The 20,778-nt window shown below is 63.6% G+C and carries 19 protein-coding genes and 1 other RNA gene; 7 read left to right on the top strand and 13 right to left on the bottom strand.

Annotated features, from left to right (window positions below):
- Positions 1-42: 42 nt before the first annotated feature.
- On the bottom strand, positions 43-429 hold the full coding sequence (locus ACTJKT_RS08460) for a DUF6124 family protein (RefSeq protein WP_063429227.1): 387 nt from the start codon (positions 427-429) through the stop codon (positions 43-45).
- A gap of 671 nt (positions 430-1,100) precedes the next feature.
- Here ACTJKT_RS08460 and ffs point away from each other — a divergent pair.
- An RNA gene (gene ffs / locus ACTJKT_RS08465) (signal recognition particle sRNA small type) lies at positions 1,101-1,197 on the top strand.
- 92 nt (positions 1,198-1,289) lie between these two features.
- Here the strand turns inward: ffs and ACTJKT_RS08470 are convergent.
- Positions 1,290-2,156, bottom strand: coding sequence for a LysR family transcriptional regulator (locus ACTJKT_RS08470; protein ID WP_440786773.1), 867 nt, complete (start codon positions 2,154-2,156; stop codon positions 1,290-1,292).
- Between the two features lie 102 nt (positions 2,157-2,258).
- Here ACTJKT_RS08470 and ACTJKT_RS08475 point away from each other — a divergent pair, with 102 nt between their 5' ends.
- Entirely contained in the window at positions 2,259-3,236 is a 978-nt protein-coding gene (locus tag ACTJKT_RS08475; protein ID WP_440786828.1) for a DMT family transporter, read from the top strand.
- Here the strand turns inward: ACTJKT_RS08475 and ACTJKT_RS08480 are convergent.
- Entirely contained in the window at positions 3,170-3,544 is a 375-nt protein-coding gene (locus tag ACTJKT_RS08480) for a VOC family protein (RefSeq protein WP_440786774.1), read from the bottom strand. The genes ACTJKT_RS08475 and ACTJKT_RS08480 overlap by 67 nt on opposite strands.
- 142 nt (positions 3,545-3,686) lie before the next feature.
- Entirely contained in the window at positions 3,687-4,001 is a 315-nt protein-coding gene (locus tag ACTJKT_RS08485; RefSeq protein ID WP_007922376.1) for a helix-turn-helix domain-containing protein, read from the bottom strand.
- A gap of 601 nt (positions 4,002-4,602) precedes the next feature.
- Here ACTJKT_RS08485 and ACTJKT_RS08490 point away from each other — a divergent pair.
- Positions 4,603-6,303, top strand: coding sequence for a putative bifunctional diguanylate cyclase/phosphodiesterase (locus tag ACTJKT_RS08490; protein WP_440786775.1), 1,701 nt, complete (start codon positions 4,603-4,605; stop codon positions 6,301-6,303).
- Between the two features lie 3 nt (positions 6,304-6,306).
- Here ACTJKT_RS08490 and ACTJKT_RS08495 read toward each other — a convergent pair whose 3' ends face one another.
- On the bottom strand, positions 6,307-7,074 hold the full coding sequence (locus tag ACTJKT_RS08495; protein WP_440786776.1) for a substrate-binding periplasmic protein: 768 nt from the start codon (positions 7,072-7,074) through the stop codon (positions 6,307-6,309).
- A gap of 140 nt (positions 7,075-7,214) precedes the next feature.
- Between ACTJKT_RS08495 and dnaX the strand changes: the two genes are divergently transcribed.
- The 4 genes from dnaX to ACTJKT_RS08515 all read left to right on the top strand — a co-directional run bounded on the left by dnaX (position 7,215) and on the right by ACTJKT_RS08515 (position 11,927).
- Complete coding sequence (dnaX, locus tag ACTJKT_RS08500; protein ID WP_440786777.1) at positions 7,215-9,323, top strand: DNA polymerase III subunit gamma/tau; 2,109 nt, start codon at positions 7,215-7,217, stop codon at positions 9,321-9,323.
- Between the two features lie 66 nt (positions 9,324-9,389).
- On the top strand, positions 9,390-9,728 hold the full coding sequence (locus ACTJKT_RS08505; protein ID WP_007922383.1) for a YbaB/EbfC family nucleoid-associated protein: 339 nt from the start codon (positions 9,390-9,392) through the stop codon (positions 9,726-9,728).
- Between the two features lie 294 nt (positions 9,729-10,022).
- Positions 10,023-10,625: a recombination mediator RecR gene (recR, locus tag ACTJKT_RS08510; RefSeq protein ID WP_440786778.1), complete on the top strand. Its 603-nt coding sequence runs from the start codon at positions 10,023-10,025 to the stop codon at positions 10,623-10,625.
- A 153-nt stretch (positions 10,626-10,778) separates the two neighbouring features.
- Positions 10,779-11,927, top strand: a complete 1,149-nt coding sequence (locus ACTJKT_RS08515) for an acyl-CoA dehydrogenase family protein (protein ID WP_440786779.1) — start codon at positions 10,779-10,781, stop codon at positions 11,925-11,927.
- 86 nt (positions 11,928-12,013) lie between these two features.
- On the opposite strand, the gene ACTJKT_RS08520 is transcribed toward ACTJKT_RS08515, so the two are convergent.
- From ACTJKT_RS08520 to ccoG, 8 genes are all read right to left on the bottom strand, one after another.
- A complete protein-coding gene (locus ACTJKT_RS08520) occupies positions 12,014-12,562 on the bottom strand; it encodes an adenine phosphoribosyltransferase (RefSeq protein ID WP_440786780.1) in 549 nt (182 codons plus the stop codon).
- An 82-nt stretch (positions 12,563-12,644) separates the two neighbouring features.
- Complete coding sequence (fnrA, locus tag ACTJKT_RS08525; protein ID WP_009047936.1) at positions 12,645-13,379, bottom strand: Crp/Fnr family transcriptional regulator FnrA; 735 nt, start codon at positions 13,377-13,379, stop codon at positions 12,645-12,647.
- A gap of 296 nt (positions 13,380-13,675) precedes the next feature.
- A complete protein-coding gene (gene hemN / locus ACTJKT_RS08530) occupies positions 13,676-15,058 on the bottom strand; it encodes an oxygen-independent coproporphyrinogen III oxidase (RefSeq protein ID WP_025804249.1) in 1,383 nt (460 codons plus the stop codon).
- Positions 15,059-15,214: 156 nt separating this feature from the next.
- Positions 15,215-15,898 carry a sulfite exporter TauE/SafE family protein gene (locus ACTJKT_RS08535; RefSeq protein WP_053278139.1) on the bottom strand — a complete coding sequence of 228 codons (684 nt, stop codon included), beginning with the start codon at positions 15,896-15,898 and terminating at the stop codon, positions 15,215-15,217.
- Complete coding sequence (gene ccoS, locus ACTJKT_RS08540) at positions 15,891-16,121, bottom strand: cbb3-type cytochrome oxidase assembly protein CcoS (RefSeq protein WP_025804247.1); 231 nt, start codon at positions 16,119-16,121, stop codon at positions 15,891-15,893. The genes ACTJKT_RS08535 and ccoS overlap by 8 nt, the downstream gene beginning before the upstream one ends.
- Before the next feature lie 24 nt (positions 16,122-16,145).
- A complete protein-coding gene (locus tag ACTJKT_RS08545) occupies positions 16,146-18,596 on the bottom strand; it encodes a heavy metal translocating P-type ATPase (RefSeq protein WP_440786781.1) in 2,451 nt (816 codons plus the stop codon).
- 69 nt (positions 18,597-18,665) lie between these two features.
- Positions 18,666-19,205, bottom strand: coding sequence for a FixH family protein (locus ACTJKT_RS08550; protein ID WP_440786782.1), 540 nt, complete (start codon positions 19,203-19,205; stop codon positions 18,666-18,668).
- Positions 19,206-19,216: 11 nt separating this feature from the next.
- Positions 19,217-20,632: a cytochrome c oxidase accessory protein CcoG gene (gene ccoG, locus ACTJKT_RS08555; RefSeq protein WP_440786783.1), complete on the bottom strand. Its 1,416-nt coding sequence runs from the start codon at positions 20,630-20,632 to the stop codon at positions 19,217-19,219.
- Between the last annotated feature and the right edge of the window lie 146 nt (positions 20,633-20,778).

Below are 20,778 nucleotides of genomic sequence, written 5' to 3' on the forward strand. Positions count from 1 at the left end.
GGCGATGCTATCGCAAGCAAGCTTCGCTCCTACCAAGGGCGGTCAGCGAGCTGTGCGCACGCCATCGAGCAAGGCATCGACCACCGCACGGGCCATCTCCACGGAATGCACCATGGACCAGATCAGCCCGCGCTCGATGCCGCTGCCCTGTTCGGTGATTTCATCCGAGACTTCTTCGGCGCATTTGAGCAGCAGCGAAACATGCATCAAGGCTTCTTCGGCATTCACCCCGGCCTGCACCGCGAACAACGGGCGCTGCTGGGCATCGCGCAGGCCGAACGGCTGGCTGCGGGTTTCTTTGAGCTGTGTGAGCAGCGGTTGCTTCTGGTCGTTGAGCGACAGGAGCAGGGAGATATTCGCCGCATCCAGTTCGGGGTCGCGTAGTCGGCGCGGGGTAGTGAGTGGCGGATCGGGGACCAGCTTTTTCATGTGGGTACCTACGACTCTCTGAAAGATGAAAGCCGCCAGTCTCGCTTCCACACGAGAGGGTGGCAGCCATGCGTGGGTGTGGAAGACCGGGGAGTCCTTGGTACCCAAAGCCCGGCGCACCCGAAGGTGCCCCACGCATGGTCGCCATAACACGGATCTGCGGACGCAAAACGTCAGCAGTCGCTGTTGAGCGCTGTACCAATGACTTTTCCAGACTTCCACATCCGGGTCGTTGAAACTGCAACGACCCACGCAGACTGCCCGATCACATTCAGGGGTACAACCGGCCCAAAGGCGTTCCAGAGTTTCTAGGAAACCCCTTACAAAACAAAGCGAAAAATCGACTGCCGCCTTACCGCAAAACTGCCATTCCGCTCATGCGCGGACCCCTGTAGCCGCTGCCGCAGGCTGCGATCGACTGCGAAGCAGTCGCCAGCCATTTGATTGCGCGCCACCGAAATACGGTGCCACCCCCGATTGCGGCCGCTGCGCGACCGAACGCAGCCTGCGGCAGCGGCTACAGGAATCGGCGAGTGGGCGGGGGAGAGGGGTAATGATCCAAGTGCTTGAAGCCGTTCAGATTTTTTAATCTTTACAGAGCGGTTGTAACTTCGCCGCAGATAGGTACAATGGCGCGGCTCGCCGTCAGGTGAGCGTCGTTATGGTGACCCCATTGGTCCCCTCGCAACGATCAGCCGTGAACCCGGTCAGGCCTGGAAGGGAGCAGCCGCAGCGGTGACATTGTGTGCCGGGGTGTGGCTGGTGGGGTTGCCTCCATAACGCCTTCTGTCGGTCCTCGACGAATATCTGAATTCTCCCCCTGCTTTCATCCTGATCTGGCTTCTCGCCAGTCGCTCGTTTCATTTCCCCAATCGTTCCTGCAACAACTGCGCAAACGCATCCCGTGCGGTGTGGCGTTCTATTTCCTTGTTCCAGACAAAACGAATGTCGATCGGCTGCAGGTCGGCGAAGCGGTGGCGCGTCAGGCCCGCGGATAGGGTGTAGCGGTCGAGCACGCCTTCCGGGGCCAGGGTCATGCCGGCGCCGGCGCTGACGCAGTCGATGATGGTGCCCCAGCTGGCGTAGCCGATGATGGTCGCGGTCACGTCGTGGGCGTTCAGCCAATGCTCCAGGGCGCGGCGGTAAGGGCAGCCGCCGGGCCACATGAACAGGGTCTGGTCCTGCAGGTCTCGCGGGCTCAGCACGGGGGCGGCATCGGCGCTGGCGACCAGCACCAGGGGTTCGCTGTAGAGGGCGGTGCGGTCCAGCTTCGGCTGGGGTGTGTCAACCGCGACCAGCGCGCCGTCGATCCGGTGGTGTTGCAGCTCTTCGAACAGTTGCGACCAGGTACCGGTGACCAGCTCCAGGGTGACCTGGGGAAAGCGCTGATGGAATTCCGCCAGCAGCGGCGGCAGGCGTCCGCCAGCACAGGACTCGATGGCGCCGATGCGCAGGATGCCGCTGGGTTCGGCCTGGCGATCGACGGCGCGTTTGGCCTCGTCCACCAGGGCCAGGATGCGCTCGCTGTAACCCAGAAAGATCTCCCCATCCGGACTGATTTTCAGCCCGCGACCGGCGCGGATAAACAAGCTGGTGCCCAGCTCGCCTTCCAGTTGCTTGAGGCGGTTGGTGATATTGGAGGGCACGCAGTGCAGTTGTTCGGCCGCCCGGGCAATGCTGCCGGTGCGGGCGACTGCTTTCACCATCTTCAGTTGGCTCAGTTCCATTGCTCATTTCCAGTGAGGTCTGGTCTCAGTATCCGTTAATTGTGGTGAGTTGTGGTGGGCGAGAGACTGAAGGCCTTCCTTGTGCTGCCGAGTGCCTGTGTCTTGAACATCTCCCCTGCGTTGAAGCTGGTCCTGGCGACCTCCGCGGTCATTCTGTGTTGGGCCTATTCACCGGTGGGTATCCACATCGGCCTGGAAGGCTACGAGCCCGGCCATCTGGCGTTGCTGCGCTTTCTGATCGCTTCGCTGTTCATGGGTGTCATCGCCCTGGTGAAAAGAATCTCTCTGCCACGCTGGCGCGATCTGCCCTGGTTGCTGGTGCTGGGCTTTTTTGCCATCGCCCTGCATCACGTCAGCCTCAACCATGGTCAGCAGGGTTTGAGTGCGGGGGCGTCCAGTGTGCTAGCGCAGTCGGCGCCGATCTTCAGCACCCTGATTGCGTTTTTCTGGTTGAAGGAGCCGGTGAGCGGTTGGCGCTGGGGCTGTGTCGGGCTGGGGTTGCTCGGCGCGGTCGTGGTGGTCTGGGGCGACCAGGGCGTGGCGTCGATCAAGCCCCAGGGATTGCTGGTGCTGCTGGCGGCCTTCTCCTGGGGTTTGTACTTCGTGTTGCAGCGGCGTTATTCGGGGCGTTACGACCTGTTGACCACCGTGTGCTACATGGTCTGGGTCGGCACCTTGCTGTTGAGCCTGTATTGGCCGGGGCTGACGGCCGCAGTGGTCCAGGCGCCGTGGCGGGTGAACCTGGCGGTGTTGCTGCTGGGGCTGTTTCCCAGTGCGCTGGCGTACCTGGCGTGGGCCTATGTACTGGCGCGGGTCGAGGTCAGCCGGGCATCCATCGCCATGTACCTGATACCGCCGATCGCCATGCTGCTGGCAGCGCTGGTCCTGCATGAGCGGGTGCATGGCGCGGTGGTCGTGGGGGCGGCGATCGTCCTCGGCAGCGTGATGGCGATGCAGCTGGAGGGGCGCTGGGGGCGGCGCCGCTCCGTACCGCCGGGTGCTATCGGCGCAGTTCACTCCAGGGTCGGGCAGAACACCCTGAGTCGATGCCCGTCCGGGTCCAGGGCGACGAAGGTGTAGCCGAAGTCCATTGTGGTCGGGGGCTGGGCGATGCTTACGCCGGATTCGGCCCATTGGCCGTGCAGCCGGTCGACGGCCTGGTTATCGGCCACGGCCAGGGCCAGTTCGCCACCACCGCCGGCGATCTGGGTGGCCGGCTCGACATCCTGCCTGGACCAGAGGCCTAGCTTGAGCCCCGAATCGAGCACGAACAGGGCGAAGGTCGGCGACAGCTCGACCGGCGGCCTGTCCAGCAGGCGGCTGTAAAAGTTGGCGCTGGTGGCGGGGCTGTCGACATAAAGCAGAAGGTAGGTGCTGGTGGCGATCATCTGGACTCCTGGAAAGGTTGGGCTGTGCACGCCAGCTTATGGGGCGCCGCTGTCAGTTCCTGTCAGGAGTCATCTGGGGGAAATAAAGAGGAGGCAGGCTATCGGCTTCGATAGGGCTGCCTCCTCTTTGTGTTGCTCGGCTCTAAGGCTTGGACAAGGCCAGGTCTACCGCTGCTATCAGCTTTCCCAGGTCCTTCGGGGTGGCTTTGTGAATGACACCGAACAGGTACGCTCGCTGTTCGTCTTCGTCGCCCAGATCTGCGAAAAAGGCTTTCAGCTTCACTCCCAGTACATCGGCCAGCAGGAACAGGGCTTCCACACTGGGGGTGTAGGTGCCGGTTTCGAAGCGGCTGATGGTTTTAGGGTCAAAACCGGTTTTTTCGCCTAGTTCAGCCTGAGTAAGCCCCGCTACCTTGCGGTAACGCCTGATGGCTGGACCCAAACTTGAAATTTGCATCGCTCAATTCCCATTTAGAATCAAGAACTTAACGATAAATCTTTGCATTAGGCAACGCCATGATTCATCACCTTGCCTTGCAAAATGTGATGCAATTCGTAGAATCGACGCTTCGGACAGGCATTTGGTGATCTAGTTTCAGAAGATGAACTGATGAAACAAGAACTCATTGCATTTTCCTTGTTCACCAGAATCGAGGGTATGGCGCAGGCGCGAACGTCTCGCTGATGATTACCAGTGTCCCACCCGCCAAATTCGGCTGATCCATAACTGATTTTAGTTGATCTTCGTCGATTCGAAGGTCAATGACGGCGCCGGTCGCTGTACGGTTGCAATTGTGTCAGGTGGGGCGAGACGGTGCGCCATTTTCCGTGAGTCGGCCTCTTGCCGGCTTGTTTGGGCTGGCATTGTCGAATGCTGTCTATGGAGTTTTAACGTGCGTCTGAATGTGCCGGTCACCTCTGTTGAGCAGATATTTTCGGACCAGCAGCCTGGGCCTGCCTGGGATTGCGAAAATATTGAGGGTGAACGCCCAAACATCTCTTCCGGGCCTCGTGCCTTGGTCGAGCGGTTTAACCGCTAGCGACAGTGAGCCAGACTCATGGATGAGAAATACCGCAGGGCCGTGGATGCAGCCGCCATTTTTTCCGAGACCGACCTGAACGGCCGGATCACTTACGTCAACGACCAGTTCTGTTCGATTTCCGGCTACAGCCGCGAAGAGCTGCTGGGTTCCAATCACCGGATCCTCGGCTCCGGCCTGCATCCTCCTGAGTTTTTCAGCAGCATGTGGCGCACCATTGCCCTGGGCCAGGTCTGGAAGGGGGAGATCTGCAACCGGGCCAAGGACGGGACCCTGTATTGGGTCGACAGTACCGTGGTGCCCTTGCTCGATGAGGCCACTGGTCGGGTCCAGCGTTATGTGGCAATTCGTTTCGATATCAGTGAAAAACGGCGTTTGTTGCACTCCCTGCAATGGCGTGTCGGCCACGATGTGCTGACCGGTTTGCCCAACCGTTCCTTCCTTTCCGATCTGCTCAACCAGGCGCTGGATTACTCGCGCAAGGAGAACATTGCGCTGGCGGTGTGCATGCTCGATCTCGACGGCTTCAAGGCGGTCAACGATGGCTACGGGCATGCCAGCGGCGACCTGTTGCTGGTGGAGGTGGCGGCACGTTTGCGTTCGATCATTCGCGGCGAAGACGTGGTGGCGCGCCTGGCCGGGGACGAGTTCGTGCTGATCCTGCGCCATGTGCGCGACATTCGCGAGCTGCGCTCGGCGCTGCATCGAGTGTTGGGGGTGATCTCCACGCCTTATCTGATCCAGGACAAGGAGATCAACGTCTGCGCCAGCATCGGCGTGACGCTGTTCCCCGCCGACAACGACGATGCCGACACCTTGCTGCGGCATGCCGACCAGGCGATGTACGTGGCCAAGCAGAGCGGGCGCAATCGCTTTCACCTGTTCGATGTGTCGCGGGACCGCGAGGTCAAGGCCACCCACCAGACCGTCGAGCGGGTCCGCCAGGCGCTGGCGGCCGGCGAGTTGTGCCTGCACTTTCAGCCCAAGGTCAATATGCGCAGCGGCGAGGTGGTGGGTTTCGAGGCGTTGCTGCGTTGGCAGCATCCGCAGCGGGGCATGGTCGCGCCTCGGGAGTTCCTGCCGCTGGTGGAGGAGACCGACCTGATCGTCGATATCGGCGAGTGGGTGATGGAGCAGGTCATGGCCCAGTTGCGGCAATGGCAGCTGGCCGGACAGCGCTGGCCGATCAGCGTCAATATCGCAGCGCGGCATTTCCAGCGGGCGGATTTCGTTGACCGGCTCAAGGCAGTGCTCGAGCGCCATCCGCAGATTGCCCCGCAGTTGCTGGACCTGGAAATCGTCGAGGCGGTGGCGGTGGAGAATATCCAGCACGTCAGCGCGTGCCTCGAGGCTTGCCAGGCGTTGGGGGTGCAGTTCTCCCTGGGGGATTTCGGCACCGGTCATTCGTCCCTGAGTTATCTCAAGCGCTTGCGCACCCAGACCATCAAGATCGACCGCATGTTCGTGCGCGACATGCTGCACGACAAGGGCGACCTGGCGCTGACCCAGGCCTTGATCGGCCTGGCCCGGGCGTTTGATCGGCAGGTGGTGGCCGAGGGCCTGGAAACCCTGGAGCACGGCGAGTTGCTGATGTCGCTGGGCTGCGACGTGGCGCAAGGCTATTTCATCGCCCCGCCCATGCCGGCCAGCGAGGTGCCGGGTTGGGTGGCGACCTTCTTGCCGCCGCTGGAATGGTGCCCGCAGGACGAGGCCAGCTGACGCCTAGGGTGTCTCGTAGCTCTGCGGGAGGTTCTCGGTCGGCCTGCGGCCGGTGTACAGGCCGATGATGTCGTCGATCTCTCCTGACATTTTCATCCGCAACAGGGTGCGCAGCACTCGCTGTATCGGCAGCGCCGGATCGTTGCGGATGATGCAGCCGACCGCCTGTTCCTGCAGGACGGCCACGCCGTGCAGTTGCTGGCCGGGCGGTAAGGTCTGATTGAACCAGTCCAGTGTCCATTGGTTGCTCACCGCATAGCGGTAGCGGCCGGCCCAGAGTTTTTTCAGCACCTGTTCCTGGTTGCGCGCGTCGTCGCGGATCAACTGGCGGCTGTCGAACAAGGGTTGCAGGGAGGGGTAGGTGTAGCTGAGGACAGTACCGATATGCTGCGGCGGCAGTTCCCGGGGAATGACCGGGGCGCGCTCCCGGCTGACCAGCAGGTCGCGCTGAATGAACAGCGGAATACTCCAGATGTAATTGCCGGCCTGGTTGGGCAGCCAGGACTGGGCGGCATAGCAGCGGATATCGATTTCCTTGTGGTCCATGGCCGTCTGTACGCGGGCCCGGGCCAGGACGTGGAATTCGGCCGGGCTGCCGACCTGGGTGGCGAGGCTGGCCATCATGTCGTGGAGAATGCCCTGGGTGGGCCGGCCGTGTTCGATCTGCACCACGGGCATGGCCCAGCTGTCGGCGATCGAAAAGCGCAGGGCCGGTTCTGCGGCAAAACCTTCCATGGCAACCAGCAAAAAGGCGCCCAAGGCTAAACGCATAGAGTCTCCATGCAGGAAAAAGGCCACTGACGAGCCTTACAAAGAGCAGCTTAGCCAGATTAGACGAGCGCACCGGATGCAATTTTGCCCTTGCTCCGCTAGCATTACGGGCTTCCGCTTCCCAGTCGCGACGGTTTTCGATGAGTTATCAGGTTCTTGCACGTAAATGGCGTCCGCGCTCGTTCCGCGAAATGGTCGGCCAGACCCATGTGCTCAAGGCTCTGATCAATGCCTTGGACAGCCAGCGGCTGCACCATGCCTATCTGTTTACCGGCACCCGCGGGGTGGGCAAGACCACCATCGCGCGGATCATTGCCAAATGCCTGAACTGTGAAACAGGTATCACTTCCACGCCCTGTGGCACCTGCTCGGTATGCCGCGAGATCGACGAAGGGCGCTTCGTCGACCTGATCGAGATCGACGCCGCGAGCCGGACCAAGGTCGAGGACACCCGCGAGCTGCTGGACAACGTGCAGTACGCGCCGAGCCGCGGGCGCTTCAAGGTCTACCTGATCGACGAAGTGCACATGCTGTCCAGCCACTCGTTCAACGCCTTGTTGAAGACCCTGGAAGAGCCGCCGCCCTACGTCAAATTCATTCTGGCGACCACCGACCCGCAGAAACTTCCGGCAACGATTCTTTCGCGCTGCTTGCAGTTCTCCCTGAAGAACATGACCCCGGAGCGGGTGGTCGAGCACCTGACCCATGTGCTGGGCGTCGAGAACGTGCCGTTCGAAGACGACGCGCTGTGGCTGTTGGGCCGCGCCGCCGACGGTTCGATGCGCGATGCCATGAGCCTCACCGACCAGGCCATCGCCTTTGGCGAAGGCAAGGTCATGGCCGCCGATGTGCGGGCGATGCTCGGTACCCTCGATCACGGCCAGGTCTACGACGTCCTGCATGCGCTGATCAACGGCGATGCCAAGGCCCTGCTGGAAGCCGTGCGCCACCTGGCCGAACAGGGCCCGGACTGGAACGGCGTGCTGTCGGAGATTCTCAACGTCCTGCACCGTGTGGCCATTGCCCAGGCCTTGCCGGACGGGGTCGACAACGGGCATGGCGACCGCGACCGGGTGCTGGCCCTGGCCCAGGCGTTGCCGGCCGAAGATGTGCAGTTCTATTACCAGATGGGCCTGATCGGCCGGCGCGACCTGCCGCTGGCGCCGGACCCGCGCGGTGGTTTCGAGATGGTCCTGCTGCGGATGCTGGCCTTCCGGCCAGCGGACTCGGCAGACGCGCCGAGACAGCCGCTAAAGCCAGTGGGGATCAGCCAGGCCACAGTTGATTCCGCCCAATCCGTGGCTGGCGCAGCCGTTGCTGCGCCGGTAGTTGCCGCTTCCGCACCGGTTGCGGCACCGGTGGTCGAGGCCGCTCCCGCGGTTGCCCCTGTCGCAGTACCCGCGCCTGCTCCTGTAGCGCCCGTGGCGCCTGCGCCGCAACCCGTGGTCGAGACGCCGCCGCAGGCAGCGCCTGTCGTCGCCGAGGAGGTGGTCGACTTGCCGTGGAACGACCCGGTCGAGCCGGTCGTCGCGCAGCAACCGGCTGTCGAGCCCGTGCTGGAGACCGCCGCGGAGCAGCCTGAGCTGACCCCGATGCCAACCCCGACCCCGGACAGCGTGGTGCCGGATGCGCCGGAGTGGGTCAGCGCCCCGGTGCCGGAGCCCAGCGTTGCCGAGGTCGATGCCGCGACACCGGGTATCGACCTGGACGACGAACCGCCGCTGGACGAAGACTACATCGAGCCGGACATGGATTCGGCCTACAGCTACCTGGACGAACTGGCCAGCGAACACGCCGCCGATCCTGAGCCGGAACCCGAACCGTTGCCGGCCGCCCAGCCGGCCACCGGTCTGGCGCTGGAGTGGCTGGAGCTGTTCCCGAAACTGCCGATTTCCGGGATGACCGCGAGCATCGCTGCCAACTGCACCTTGATCGCCGCCGAGGGCGACAACTGGTTGTTGCACCTGGACCCGGCCCACAGCGCCCTGTTCAACGCCACCCAGCAGCGCCGTCTGAACGACGCCCTGAACCAGTACCACCAGCGCACGCTGACGGTGAGCATCGAGCTGATCAAGCCCGAGCAGGAAACCCCGGCCCAGGCCGCTTCGCGCCGTCGCGCCAATCGCCAGCGGGAAGCCGAGGAGTCGATCCACGGCGATCCGTTCATCCAGCAGATGGTGCGGGAGTTCGGCGCGGTGGTCCGTCACGATACTATTGAACCTGTCGAGGCCCTGGTCAGCCAGGGTTAATAACTGAAGGGCGCCGGGCCTTGAGGCCGGGCGCTGTTTTTATCCAAGTACTTTGAGGTGATTCCCATGATGAAAGGTGGCATGGCCGGCCTGATGAAGCAGGCGCAGCAGATGCAGGAAAAGATGGCCAAGATGCAGGAAGAGCTGGCCAACGCCGAAGTCACCGGCAAGGCGGGTGGCGATATGGTCACCGTGGTCATGACCGGTCGTCACGACATCAAGCGCGTGAGCATCGACCCAAGCCTGCTGGAAGGCGTTAGCGAAGATGACCGCGAAGTGCTGGAGGATCTGTTCGCCGCCGCCGTCAACGACGCTGTGCGCAAGATCGAAGCCAATAGCCAGGACAAGATGTCCGGCGTGACCGCTGGCATGCAACTGCCGCCGGGTATGAAACTGCCGTTCTGATTCGCGCCAGCGCATCGGTCGGACTCGAAAATGCCAGGCATTGCGCCTGGCATTTTTGTTTGTGGCGCCTGTAGCCGCTGTCGCAGGCTGCGATCGAGCGCGGAGCGGTCGTCATTCAGGCGACGGAGTCTACCTGGATGGCCGCGGTTGCAGCCTGCGGCAGCGGCTGCGGTAGGAGAAACAGCGAACGCCGAGCGCTGGACGATGGTCTGTAGTCTGTATGGCCTGAGCATTTGACGCTAATCGGAGGCGCGGGTATAAACCGCGTCTCGTCGTTTTGTCGGACCTTTACCCATGAGCTTCAGCCCCCTGATTCGCCAACTGATCGATGCCCTGCGCACTTTGCCGGGCGTGGGTCAGAAAACTGCCCAGCGCATGGCCTTGCAGCTGCTGGAGCGCGACCGCAGCGGCGGTACGCGGCTGGCCCAGGCACTGAGCCAAGCCATGGAAGGCGTCGGCCACTGCCGCCTGTGCCGCACCCTGACCGAGGACGATCTGTGCCCGCAATGCGCCGATCCACGGCGTGACGACACGCTGTTGTGCGTGGTCGAGGGGCCTATGGATGTCTACGCGGTGGAGCAGACCGGCTATCGCGGTCGTTACTTCGTGCTCAAGGGCCATCTGTCGCCTCTCGACGGCCTGGGCCCGGAAGCCATCGGCATTCCCCAGCTGCTGGCGCGGATCGAAGAACAGGGCAGTTTCACCGAGGTGATCCTGGCCACCAACCCGACGGTGGAAGGCGAAGCGACCGCCCATTACATTGCTCAGCTGTTGAGCAACAAAGGCCTGGTCACCTCGCGTATCGCCCATGGCGTGCCCCTGGGCGGCGAGCTGGAACTGGTGGACGGCGGCACCCTGGCGCACTCGTTTGCCGGGCGCAAGCCGATCACGCTGTAAGCGTTTCGACCCGCATCGACCTTATCGCGAGCAAGCTCGCTCCTACAGGAGAAGGGTTTGCTCGGGATTTGCGTTCCATCGCCTGAACGCGACTCTTCTTGAAAACCAAGCAAGCGCTAGGTAAGTTTCCTCAACCTTCAGAGGAGCTTGCCGATGTCTGCCTGCCAGGAATACTTCGACCCTAGCCATCAGTTGGTCCGCGACAGCGTTCGACGTTTCGTCGAGCGGGAAATCCTTCCGGACATCGATCAGTGGGAGGAGGCGCAAGGCTTCCCCCGCGAGCTGTACCTCAAGGCCGGCGCGGCTGGCATCCTGGGCATTGGTTATCCCGAGGCCCTGGGTGGCAGCCACGAGGGCGACCTGTTCGCCAAGATCGCTGCCAGCGAGGAGCTGATGCGCTGTGGCTCCGGCGGCCTGGTGGCGGGCCTGGGCTCGCTGGACATCGGTTTGCCGCCGATCGTCAAATGGGCGCGCCCCGAGGTCCGTGAGCGGGTGGTGCCGCAGGTATTGGCGGGCGAGAAGATCAGCGCCCTGGCAGTCACCGAGCCCGGCGGCGGTTCGGACGTGGCCAACCTGCAGACCCGAGCAGTGCGCGATGGCGACTTCTACCGCGTCAGCGGCAGCAAGACCTTTATCACCAGTGGCGTGCGCGCCGATTTCTACACGGTGGCGGTGCGTACCGGCGAGCCTGGTTTCGGTGGCATCAGCCTGTTGTTGATTGACAAGGGTACGCCGGGATTCACCGTCGGCCGGCAACTGAAGAAGATGGGCTGGTGGGCGTCCGATACCGCCGAGCTGTTTTTCGACGATTGCCGGGTGCCGGCCAGCCACTTGATCGGCGTCGAGAACATGGGCTTCGCCTGCATCATGGGCAACTTCCAGAGCGAGCGCCTGGCGCTGGCCCTGATGGCCAACATGACCGCACAGCTGGCGTTGGAGGAGAGCCTGAAGTGGGCCCGGCAGCGCGAGGCGTTCGGCAAGCCCATCGGCAAGTTCCAGGTGATCAAGCATCGTCTGGCGGAGATGGCCACCGCGCTGGAGGTGTCCCGCGAGTTCACCTATCGCCAGGCGGCGAAGATGGCGGCGGGCCAGAGCCTGATCAAGGAGATTTCCATGGCCAAGAACTTCGCCACCGACACGGCCGACCGCATCACCCACGATGCCGTGCAGATTCTCGGCGGGCTGGGTTATATGCGCGAAAGCCTGGTGGAGCGGCTGTATCGCGACAACCGCATCCTGTCCATCGGTGGCGGCACCCGGGAAGTGATGAACGAAATCATCAGCAAGCAGATGGGGCTGTAGGCCTGCCGGAGGCGTTCGACTCTACCCCTGTAGGAGCGAAGCTTGCTCGCGATAACGCCGGTCCTGACAACCCAAATGGCAGCGATTTACCGCTCGCTCAACGAGAATTGCGTCAGGCAGAAGGTAGGAATGCCCATGTCTTGCAGGAGTTGCGAACCGCCCAGTTCCGGCAGGTCGATGATGGCGGCGGCCTCGTAGACTTTTGCCCCCATGCGGCGCACCAGGTTGGCCGCGGCGATCAGGGTGCCACCGGTGGCGATCAGATCATCGAACATCAGCACCGAATCGCCTTCGCACAGGCTGTCGGCATGCACTTCCAGGAAGGCTTCGCCGTATTCGGTCTGATAACCCTCGGCAAGCACATCGGCCGGCAGCTTGCCTTGCTTGCGGAACAGGATCAGCGGTTTGTTCAACTGGTAGGCGATGATCGAGCCGATCAGGAAGCCGCGGGCGTCCATGGCGCCGATGTGGGTGAAGTCTTCTTCGACATAACGCTGGGCAAAGGTGTCGGCGACCAGGCGCAAGGCCTTGGGTGACTGGAACAGCGGGGTGATGTCACGGAAGATCACGCCCGGCTTGGGGAAGTCGATGACTGGGCGGATCAGGGATTTGATGTCGAAGGAGTCGAAGGCCATCGTGGCGGTCCTGGCGGGCATGAAGTGGAGCGCGCCAGTATAACCCCGGCCGAGCCGCTTGGCTCGGCCGGGAGGCTCTGCCTCAGCCTTCCAGGGAGCCGCCGGCGAGGGCGCACAGCTGGATAGGATCGAGAATGTGCACCTCTTTGCCTTCAGCGGCGATCAACGCGTTCTGCTGGAAGCGGGTGAACACCCGGGACACGGTTTCCACCGCCAGGCCCAGGTAGTTGCCGATCTCGTTGCGCGACATGCTCAAGCGGAACTGATTGGCCGAGAAGCCGCGGGCGCGGAAGCGTGCCGACAGGTTGACCAGGAAGGTGGCGATGCGCTCGTCGGCGGTCTTTTTCGACAGCAACAGCATCATCTGCTGGTCGTCGCGGATCTCGCGGCTCATCACCCGCATCAGCTGGCGGCGCAGTTGGGGCAACTGCAGGGCCAGTTCGTCGAGGCGTTCGAAGGGGATTTCACAGACCGACGTGGTTTCCAGGGCCTGGGCGGAAACCGGGTGGATCTCGGTGTCCATGCCGGACAGACCGACCAGTTCGCTGGGAAGGTGGAAGCCGGTGATCTGTTCTTCGCCGCTGTCGCTGAGGCTGAAGGTCTTCAGCGCACCGGAGCGCACAGCATAGACGGAGTCGAATGCGTCGCCCTGGCGAAACAGGAACTCGCCTTTTTTCAGGGGGCGGCCGCGTTTAACGATTTCGTCCAGCGCATCCATGTCTTCCAGATTCAGAGAAAGTGGCAGGCAGAGGGGGGCCAGGCTGCAATCCTTGCAATGGGCCTGGTTGTGAGCGCGCAGTTTTACTGGCTCGGACATTCAATAGAATCCTTGTGGGAAAACACACATAAGCCGTAAGGGTAACTCACGGGAGGAGGTTCCGGCCAGTCCGTGGCGTATTGGCGCTTAGTCGTAAAGCTGTCCGTTCGTAGCCTCCAGGCCACTCCGGAAAAATGCGCTCGTGCAGTCCATTCAGGGTATTTCCAGCGCTGACCGTCACTTGCACTCGCCGATTGTCTTGGCGTCAAGTATCAGGCTTGCTTGCGTCCTGTCTCTCCAGACAGTTTTTGCCCGCCATCTGCGACAAGTTGCCGCGCCGAACGGTCAGGTCGCGGCTAGATGACCCGGGAAAAACGCTGTCGATTCTGTTGCTCCAGATACGTATCGAACACCATGCACACCGAACGCACCAGCAGGCGCCCGGCCGGCAGCACTTCAATGCCTTCGTTGCTCAGCTTGATCAGGCCGTCTTCGGCCATGGCTTGCAGTTGCGGCCACAGCTCGCCGAAGTAGCCTCGAAAGTCGATGTTGAACTGCTGCTCGATGGCCTCGAAGTCGAGGCTGAAGTTACAGATCAACTGCTGGATCACCGCGCGTCTGACGCGGTCGTCCTGATTGCACACCAGGCCGCGGCTGGTGGCCAGTTGCGCGCCGCCCAGCAGGTTCTGGTACTGGTTCAGGTCGCTGCTGTTCTGGCAGTACAGGTCGCCGATCTGGCTGATGGCCGAGACGCCCAGGCCGATCAGGTCGCAGTGGCCGTGGGTGGTGTAGCCCTGGAAGTTGCGTTGCAGGGTCGATTCTTCCTGGGCGATCGCCAGCTCGTCGTCGGGCAGGGCGAAATGGTCCATGCCGATGTAGCGATAACCCGCGGCCGTCAGTTGTTCGATGGTGCGCTGCAGCATCTGCAGCTTTTCCGCCGGGGCCGGCAGCTCGTGGCTGTTGATCCGCCGTTGCGGCATGAAGCGTTCCGGCAGGTGCGCGTAGTTGAACACCGACAGCCGGTCCGGTTGCAGGTTGATGACTTCCTCGACGGTGCGGGCGAAGTTGTCCGGCGTCTGTTTCGGCAGGCCGTAGATCAGGTCGATGTTGATCGAACGAAATTGCAGGGTGCGCGCTGCTTCGATCACCGCGCGGGTTTCTTCCAGGCTCTGCAGGCGATTGACCGCGCGCTGTACCGCCGGGTCGAGGTCCTGCAGGCCGATGCTGACCCGGTTGAAGCCCAACTCGCGCAGCAGGCCCATGGTCGACCAGTCGGCTTCGCGGGGGTCGATCTCGATGCCGTAGTCGCCCGAATCGTCGTCCAGCAGGTTGAAGTGCTGGCGCAGATGGCCCATCAGCTGCCGCAGTTCGTCATGGCTGAGGAAGGTCGGGGTGCCGCCGCCGAAATGCAGTTGCTCGACCTTCTGCCCGGGGTCGAGGTGGCAGGCGATCAGCTGGATTTCCTGTTCCAGGCGCTGCAGGTAGGGCAGGGCGCGCCCGCGGTCCTTGGTGATGACCTTGTTGCAGGCGCAGTAGTAGCAGATGTTCGCGCAGAACGGCACGTGCACGTACAGCGACAGCGGGCGCAGCGCCTTGCGGCTTTCGCGCAGGGCGTGGAGCAGGTCGAAGGTGCCCACCTGGCTGTGGAATTGCACAGCGGTGGGGTAGGAGGTGTAGCGCGGTCCCGCCAGGTCGTAACGGCGGATCAGATCGGTGTCCCAACGAATGGCGTCGAGCATGCGGGAATTCCCCCGGTAGGCAGGCAGTGTTCGCGAGTCTAGGGGGTTAGCGCCTCGGTCATCTTGATTTGCATCAAGGGTGGCGGGTGGACAGCGCCCGCCAGGCGGGCCTTTTGTCGTCTCTGCCGAGAGCCGAATACGTCGGGAAGGATTGCCTCAGTGCCCCATCAACCAATGCTGATGCGGACCGGGCAAGGTCCAGATGCCGAACAGGATCACCAGCAGGCCACCGGCCATGCGCACGCTGCGCCGACGCAGCAGCGCGGTGACCCGTTCCGCCGCCAGGCCGGTGGCCAGCAGCACCGGCCAGGTCCCCAGGCCGAAGGCCAGCATCAACAGGGCGCTGTCGAGGGCATTGCCCTGGCTGGCGGACCACAACAGGGTGCTGTAGACCAGGCCGCACGGCAGCCAGCCCCAGAGCGCGCCCAGCAGCAAGGCGCGCGGCAGGCTCGACACTGGCAGCAGACGGTTGGCCACGGGCTGTATATGGCGCCACAGGCCGCGTCCGAGGCTTTCGATACGGGTCAGGCCGCTCCACCAGCCGGCCAGGTACAGGCCCATGGCAATCAGCAACAGGCCGGCCAGCACGCGCATGGCCATGGCCGCAGGGCTGCTGGCCACGGCCCAGCCGGCCAGGCCGATCAGCAGGCCCGCGGTGGCGTAACTGAGGATGCGCCCCAGGTTGTAGGCCAGCAGCAGGCGAAAACGCCGGCTGCGTTGCTCCTGGGGAATGGCCAGGGTCAAGGCGCCCATCAAGCCGCCGCACATGCCCAGGCAGTGACCGCCGCCGAGCAGGCCGAGGATCACGGCGGAAACCAGTAGTGGCGCCAGCTCAAGCATGGGGCGGCGCCTGGTCTTTGTGCGGCGGCTGCTCGGCCGTTGGCTGGCCCTGGGCCTCGTCGACCGCGGCGGTGTGCTTGGGGTCCTGGTCGTCGAACAGAATGCTGTGGGCGGGGCCGTCGAGGTCGTCGTACTGACCGCTGTCGACCGCCCAGAAGAAGATGTAGATGGCGATGGCGACGATCAGCAGCGCTGCCGGGATCATCACGTAGAGAGCTGGCATGGGTAGGCTCCATGCCCGCGCGGCTCAGGCCGGCAGCGGGCGGGTGTGGGGCGTGGCCTCGGCCTGGGGCTGACGCGGCAGGCGAGTCAGGCGCAGGGCATTGAGCACCACGGTCAACGAACTGATGGACATGCCGATGGCGGCCCATACCGGAGTGATCCAGCCGAGGGCGGCGAACGGCAGCATGAGGCCATTGTACAGCCCGGCCCACAGCAGGTTCTCGACGATTATCCGGCGTGTGCGGCGGGCCAGGCTGAAGGCCTGCACCAGCGCATCCAGGCGGTTGGACAGCAGCACCGCATCGGCGCTGGTCTTGGCCAGGTCGGTGGCCGAGCCCATGGCCACGCTGATATCGGCGGCGGCCAGCACCGGCACATCGTTGACCCCGTCGCCGAGCATCAGCACTTTGCGGCCTTGGCGATGCAGTTGTTGCAACACTTGCAGCTTGTCATCCGGGCGCAGGCCGCCGCGGGCTTCGTCGATGCCCAGTTCGGCGGCGACGCTGGCGACCATCGGCGAGCTGTCGCCCGAGAGCAGCAGGGTGTTCCAGCCCCGCGCCTTGCAGGCGGCCAGCAGCGTCGGTGCGTCGCTGCGCAGGCGATCGTCGAGGACAAACCAGGCCAGCGGTCCTTGGGTATCGCCCAGCAGCAGCCATTGGCCGGCTTCGTCCGGCATCGCCGGGACCGCACAGGCGCTGAGTTCGCAGACGAAGGCAGGCTGGCCGATGCGCAGGCGTTGTTCGCCCACCAGGCCTTCCAGGCCCAGCCCGGGCATGCTCAGGACTTCTTCCGCGGCCAGCGGCGCACGGCCGAAGGCCCGGGCAATCGGGTGTTCGGAGCGGTTTTCCAGGGCGGCGGCCAGGCCCAGGCATTGCTGGCTGTCGAGCTCGCCGAGGGGGCGAATCGAGCGCAGGGCCAGGCGCCCTTCGGTGAGGGTGCCGGTCTTGTCGAAAATCACCGTGTCGATCTGGTTCAGGCCTTCGAGCACATGGCCGCGGGTCAGCAGCAGGCCGAGTTTGTGCAGGGTGCCGGTGGCGGCGGTGAGCGCGGTCGGGGTGGCCAGGGACAGGGCGCAGGGGCAGGTGGCGACCAGCATGGCCAGGACGATCCAGAACGCCCGTGAGGCGTCCAGCTGCCACCAGAGCAGGCCGATGGCGGCCGCGGCGATCAGGGAGAACAGCAGGAACCATTGGGCGGCGCGGTCGGCGATCTCCGCCAGGCGCGGTTTTTCCGCCTGGGCCCGGTCCAGCAGGCGGACAATGGCCGACAGGCGCGTGTCCTGCCCCAGGGCCAGGACTTCCACGGTCAGCGCGCCCTCGACGTTGAGGGTGCCGGCGGTGACCGTGTCGCCGATGCTGCGCGGTTGCGGCAGGTATTCGCCGGTGAGCAGGGATTCGTCGATGCTCGACTGGCCATCGAGGATCTTGCCGTCGGCCGGCAGGATGGCGCCGGGATGCACCAGCACCTTGTCGCCCAGGCGCAGTTCGCTGAGCAGGATGCGTTCGCTCTGGCCGTCGGCGCCCAGGCGCAGGCACGAGGCTGGCAGCAGGTTCACCAGTTGCGCGGTGGCGGCGGCAGTGCGTTCGCGGGCGCGGCGTTCCAGGTAGCGCCCGGCCAGCAGGAACAGGGCGAACATGCCCACGGCATCGAAGTACAGCTCGCCGACCCCGGTGATCGAGGTCCAGATCCCGGCAATGTAGGCGGCGCCAATCGCCAGGGACACGGAGACGTCCATGGTCAGGTGGCGGGTGCGCAGGTCGCGCAGGGCACCCTTGAAAAACGGCGCGCAGCTGTAGAACACGATTGGCGTGGTGAGAAACAGCGCGACCCAGCGCAGGATGGTGTGCAGCTCGGGGCTGAGATCGATATTGAATTCCGGCCAGGTGGCCATGGTCGCCATCATCGCCTGGAACCACAGCAGTCCGGCCACGCCCAGTTGGCGCAGGGCCAGGCGGTTTTCGCTGGCCAGTTGCTCGGAGGCGCGGTCGGCCTGGTAGGGATGCGCGGCGTAGCCGATCAGGCGCAGTTCGCTGAGCACCTGGCTCAGCGGCAGCTGGCTGTCGGCCCAGCGCACATGCAGGCGATGGTTGGACAGGTTCAGCCGCGCCTCGGCCACCGCCGACAGGCTGCGCAGGTGTTTCTCGATCAGCCAGCCGCAGGCGGCGCAACTGATGCCCTCCATCAGCAGGGTGGTTTCGGCCAGTTCGCCTTCATGCCGGACAAAGGGTTGCTGAACGTCCGCCCGGTCGTACAGCGCCAGTTCGTCCACCAGTTGCACCGGCAGGGCTTGCGGGTTGGCCGAGGCTTCGCTGCGATGGCTGTAGTAGCTTTCCAGGCCGCCGGCGACTATGGCTTCGGCCACCGCCTGGCAACCCGGGCAGCAGAACTCGCGGGTGGCGCCGAGCACGACGGCGGTGAAGCGGCTGCCGGCGGGAACCGGCAGGGCACAGTGGTAGCAGGGCAGTGGCGTGGTCATCGCGGGTCTTTGTTCTGTGGGCGGACCTCATCGCCGGCAGGCGGCCTGCCGGCGATACTCGGAGGGCGCTTACTTGTCCAGGTGTTCCGCGCCTTGCAGCGGTTCGTCACCCAGCAGCAGGTCCTTGTCGTGGCTGACCTGTTCTTCCTCGAACATGCGCCAGGTCTTGTCGCCTTCAACCCCCAGCAGTTCGACAAAACGGCGGCCATCGACCTTGTCGCTCAGTTGGCCAATGTAGCGGCCTTGTTCGGTCTCGCTGCGGGCGAGGGTAATCTTGCGGTCCTTTTCCGGCTGGGTCGGCGAGATCAGGTTCAGCTCCAGGGTGGTGGGCGCGCTGTTGCCGCTCAGGCGCAGGTCGACTTCGCCGGTGAGATCGTCCAGGTGCACGCTGGCGCGCATTTGCAGGGTCTGGGCCAGCAGTTCGCGGTCCAGGGAGCGGTTGATGCCTTTGCCGGCCTCGTAGTAGTTGTCGTTGACCAGGTTGTCCGGGTTGTTCACCGCGATGGTCACCATGGACAGGGTCAAGGTCACCGAACAGGCCAGGATACCGATGATGATCCAGGGCCAGAGGTGCTTGTACCAGGGGCTTGTGGCGGTCGCTGCGGGCATGATGACTTCTCTTAACGAATTTGTGGGCCGATGAACCGGCTCTTGGCTTCAACCTGGACGCTTTCGTCGTCGGCGTCCTTGAGGATGAATTTCACCTCGTTGGTGCTCGACGGCAGTTGCTCCGGCGAGCTCGACAGCTCGACCGGCATGCTGACGATATCGCCGGCCGCCACCTTGATCTCGCGTCGGCCTTGCAGCTTGAGGTCCGGCAGGCCGGCGGCGTCCAGTACGTAGGTATGGTCGCGCTGGTCCTTGTTCATGATCTTCAGGCTGTAGACGTTCTCGATCCGGCCTTCGGCGTTCTCGCGATAGAGCACGCGGTCCTTGCTGACATCGAAGCCCACCAGCGAGCGCATGAAGAAGGCGGTGATCAGCAGGCTGATCATCGCCAGCAGCACCAGCGCATAGCCGATCAGGCGTGGGCGCAGTTTATGGGTTTTCTGCCCGGACAGGTTGTGTTCGGTGGTGTAGCTGATCAGGCCGCGCGGGTAGTCCATCTTGTCCATGATGTTGTCGCAGGCATCGATACAGGCGGCGCAGCCGATGCATTCGATCTGCAGGCCGTCACGGATGTCGATGCCGGTCGGGCAGACCTGCACGCACATGGTGCAGTCGATGCAGTCGCCCAGGCCCATGGCCTTGTAGTCGGCACCTTTCTTGCGCGGGCCGCGACCTTCGCCGCGGCGCGGGTCGTAGGAGACGATCAGGGTGTCCTTGTCGAACATCACGCTCTGGAAGCGGGCGTAGGGGCACATGTAGATGCACACCTGTTCGCGCAGCCAGCCGGCGTTGCCATAGGTGGCGAGGGTGAAGAAGCCGACCCAGAAGTACGACCAGCCATCGGCCTGGCCGGTGAAGAAGTCGATGACCAGCTCGCGGATCGGCGAGAAATAGCCGACGAAGGTCATGCCGGTGACGAAGCCGATCAGCAGCCAGAGGCTGTGCTTGCTGAACTTGCGCAGGAACTTGTTGACGCTCATCTGCGCCTTGTCGAGCTTGATGCGCTGGTTGCGGTCGCCTTCGGTGACCTTCTCGCACCACATGAAGATCCAGGTCCAGACGCTTTGCGGGCAGGTATAGCCGCACCAGACGCGCCCGGCGTACACGGTGATGAAGAACAGGCCGAAGGCGGCGATGATCAGCAGGCCGGACAGCAGGATGAAGTCCTGGGGCCAGAAGGTGGCGCCGAAAATGAAGAACTTGCGCTCCGGCAGGTTCCACCAGACGGCCTGGTGGCCGCCCCAGTTGAGCCACACCGTACCGAAATACAGCAGGAACAGGGCCGCCCCGCCCACCATCCGCAAGTTGCGGAAGAGGCCGGTGAAAGCGCGTGTGTAGATTTTTTCCCGAGAGGCGTAGAGGTCTACGCTGTTGTTCGAATTCTTGGCAGGAGGGGTAACGTCATGTACCGGAATCTGGTTGCTCATCATTGCATCCCACGGCAGTGGAGAAATGCCCCGGTCAGTACGTGCCGACCGCGATCAAATAGGGGTGTTGCAGTGGCGCAATGATACGCCTGTCGCTCTAGCTCAAGGGTGCGACCTTTGGTCGCGTTGGGGGAAATCAATTGATG

Origin of the sequence: Pseudomonas sp. 22526, assembly GCF_052044735.1 — a bacterium.
GTDB lineage: Bacteria > Pseudomonadota > Gammaproteobacteria > Pseudomonadales > Pseudomonadaceae > Aquipseudomonas > Aquipseudomonas piscium.

Excerpts from the sequence above, each read along its gene's own strand:
- hemN (WP_025804249.1), bottom strand. The coding sequence starts at position 15,058 with ATGCTCGACGCCATTCGTTGGGACACCGATCTGATCCGCCGTTACGAC.
- ccoS (WP_025804247.1), bottom strand. The coding sequence starts at position 16,121 with ATGCCAGCTCTCTACGTGATGATCCCGGCAGCGCTGCTGATCGTCGCC.
- ACTJKT_RS08520 (WP_440786780.1), bottom strand. The coding sequence starts at position 12,562 with ATGGCCTTCGACTCCTTCGACATCAAATCCCTGATCCGCCCAGTCATC.
- ACTJKT_RS08505 (WP_007922383.1), top strand. The coding sequence starts at position 9,390 with ATGATGAAAGGTGGCATGGCCGGCCTGATGAAGCAGGCGCAGCAGATG.
- ACTJKT_RS08485 (WP_007922376.1), bottom strand. The coding sequence starts at position 4,001 with ATGCAAATTTCAAGTTTGGGTCCAGCCATCAGGCGTTACCGCAAGGTA.
- ACTJKT_RS08535 (WP_053278139.1), bottom strand. The coding sequence starts at position 15,898 with ATGCTTGAGCTGGCGCCACTACTGGTTTCCGCCGTGATCCTCGGCCTG.
- dnaX (WP_440786777.1), top strand. The coding sequence starts at position 7,215 with ATGAGTTATCAGGTTCTTGCACGTAAATGGCGTCCGCGCTCGTTCCGC.
- fnrA (WP_009047936.1), bottom strand. The coding sequence starts at position 13,379 with ATGTCCGAGCCAGTAAAACTGCGCGCTCACAACCAGGCCCATTGCAAG.
- ACTJKT_RS08460 (WP_063429227.1), bottom strand. The coding sequence starts at position 429 with ATGAAAAAGCTGGTCCCCGATCCGCCACTCACTACCCCGCGCCGACTA.
- ACTJKT_RS08480 (WP_440786774.1), bottom strand. The coding sequence starts at position 3,544 with ATGATCGCCACCAGCACCTACCTTCTGCTTTATGTCGACAGCCCCGCC.
- ACTJKT_RS08515 (WP_440786779.1), top strand. The coding sequence starts at position 10,779 with ATGTCTGCCTGCCAGGAATACTTCGACCCTAGCCATCAGTTGGTCCGC.
- ACTJKT_RS08550 (WP_440786782.1), bottom strand. The coding sequence starts at position 19,205 with ATGCCCGCAGCGACCGCCACAAGCCCCTGGTACAAGCACCTCTGGCCC.
- ACTJKT_RS08470 (WP_440786773.1), bottom strand. The coding sequence starts at position 2,156 with ATGGAACTGAGCCAACTGAAGATGGTGAAAGCAGTCGCCCGCACCGGC.
- ACTJKT_RS08545 (WP_440786781.1), bottom strand. The coding sequence starts at position 18,596 with ATGACCACGCCACTGCCCTGCTACCACTGTGCCCTGCCGGTTCCCGCC.
- ACTJKT_RS08495 (WP_440786776.1), bottom strand. The coding sequence starts at position 7,074 with ATGCGTTTAGCCTTGGGCGCCTTTTTGCTGGTTGCCATGGAAGGTTTT.
- ccoG (WP_440786783.1), bottom strand. The coding sequence starts at position 20,632 with ATGAGCAACCAGATTCCGGTACATGACGTTACCCCTCCTGCCAAGAAT.
- recR (WP_440786778.1), top strand. The coding sequence starts at position 10,023 with ATGAGCTTCAGCCCCCTGATTCGCCAACTGATCGATGCCCTGCGCACT.
- ACTJKT_RS08490 (WP_440786775.1), top strand. The coding sequence starts at position 4,603 with ATGGATGAGAAATACCGCAGGGCCGTGGATGCAGCCGCCATTTTTTCC.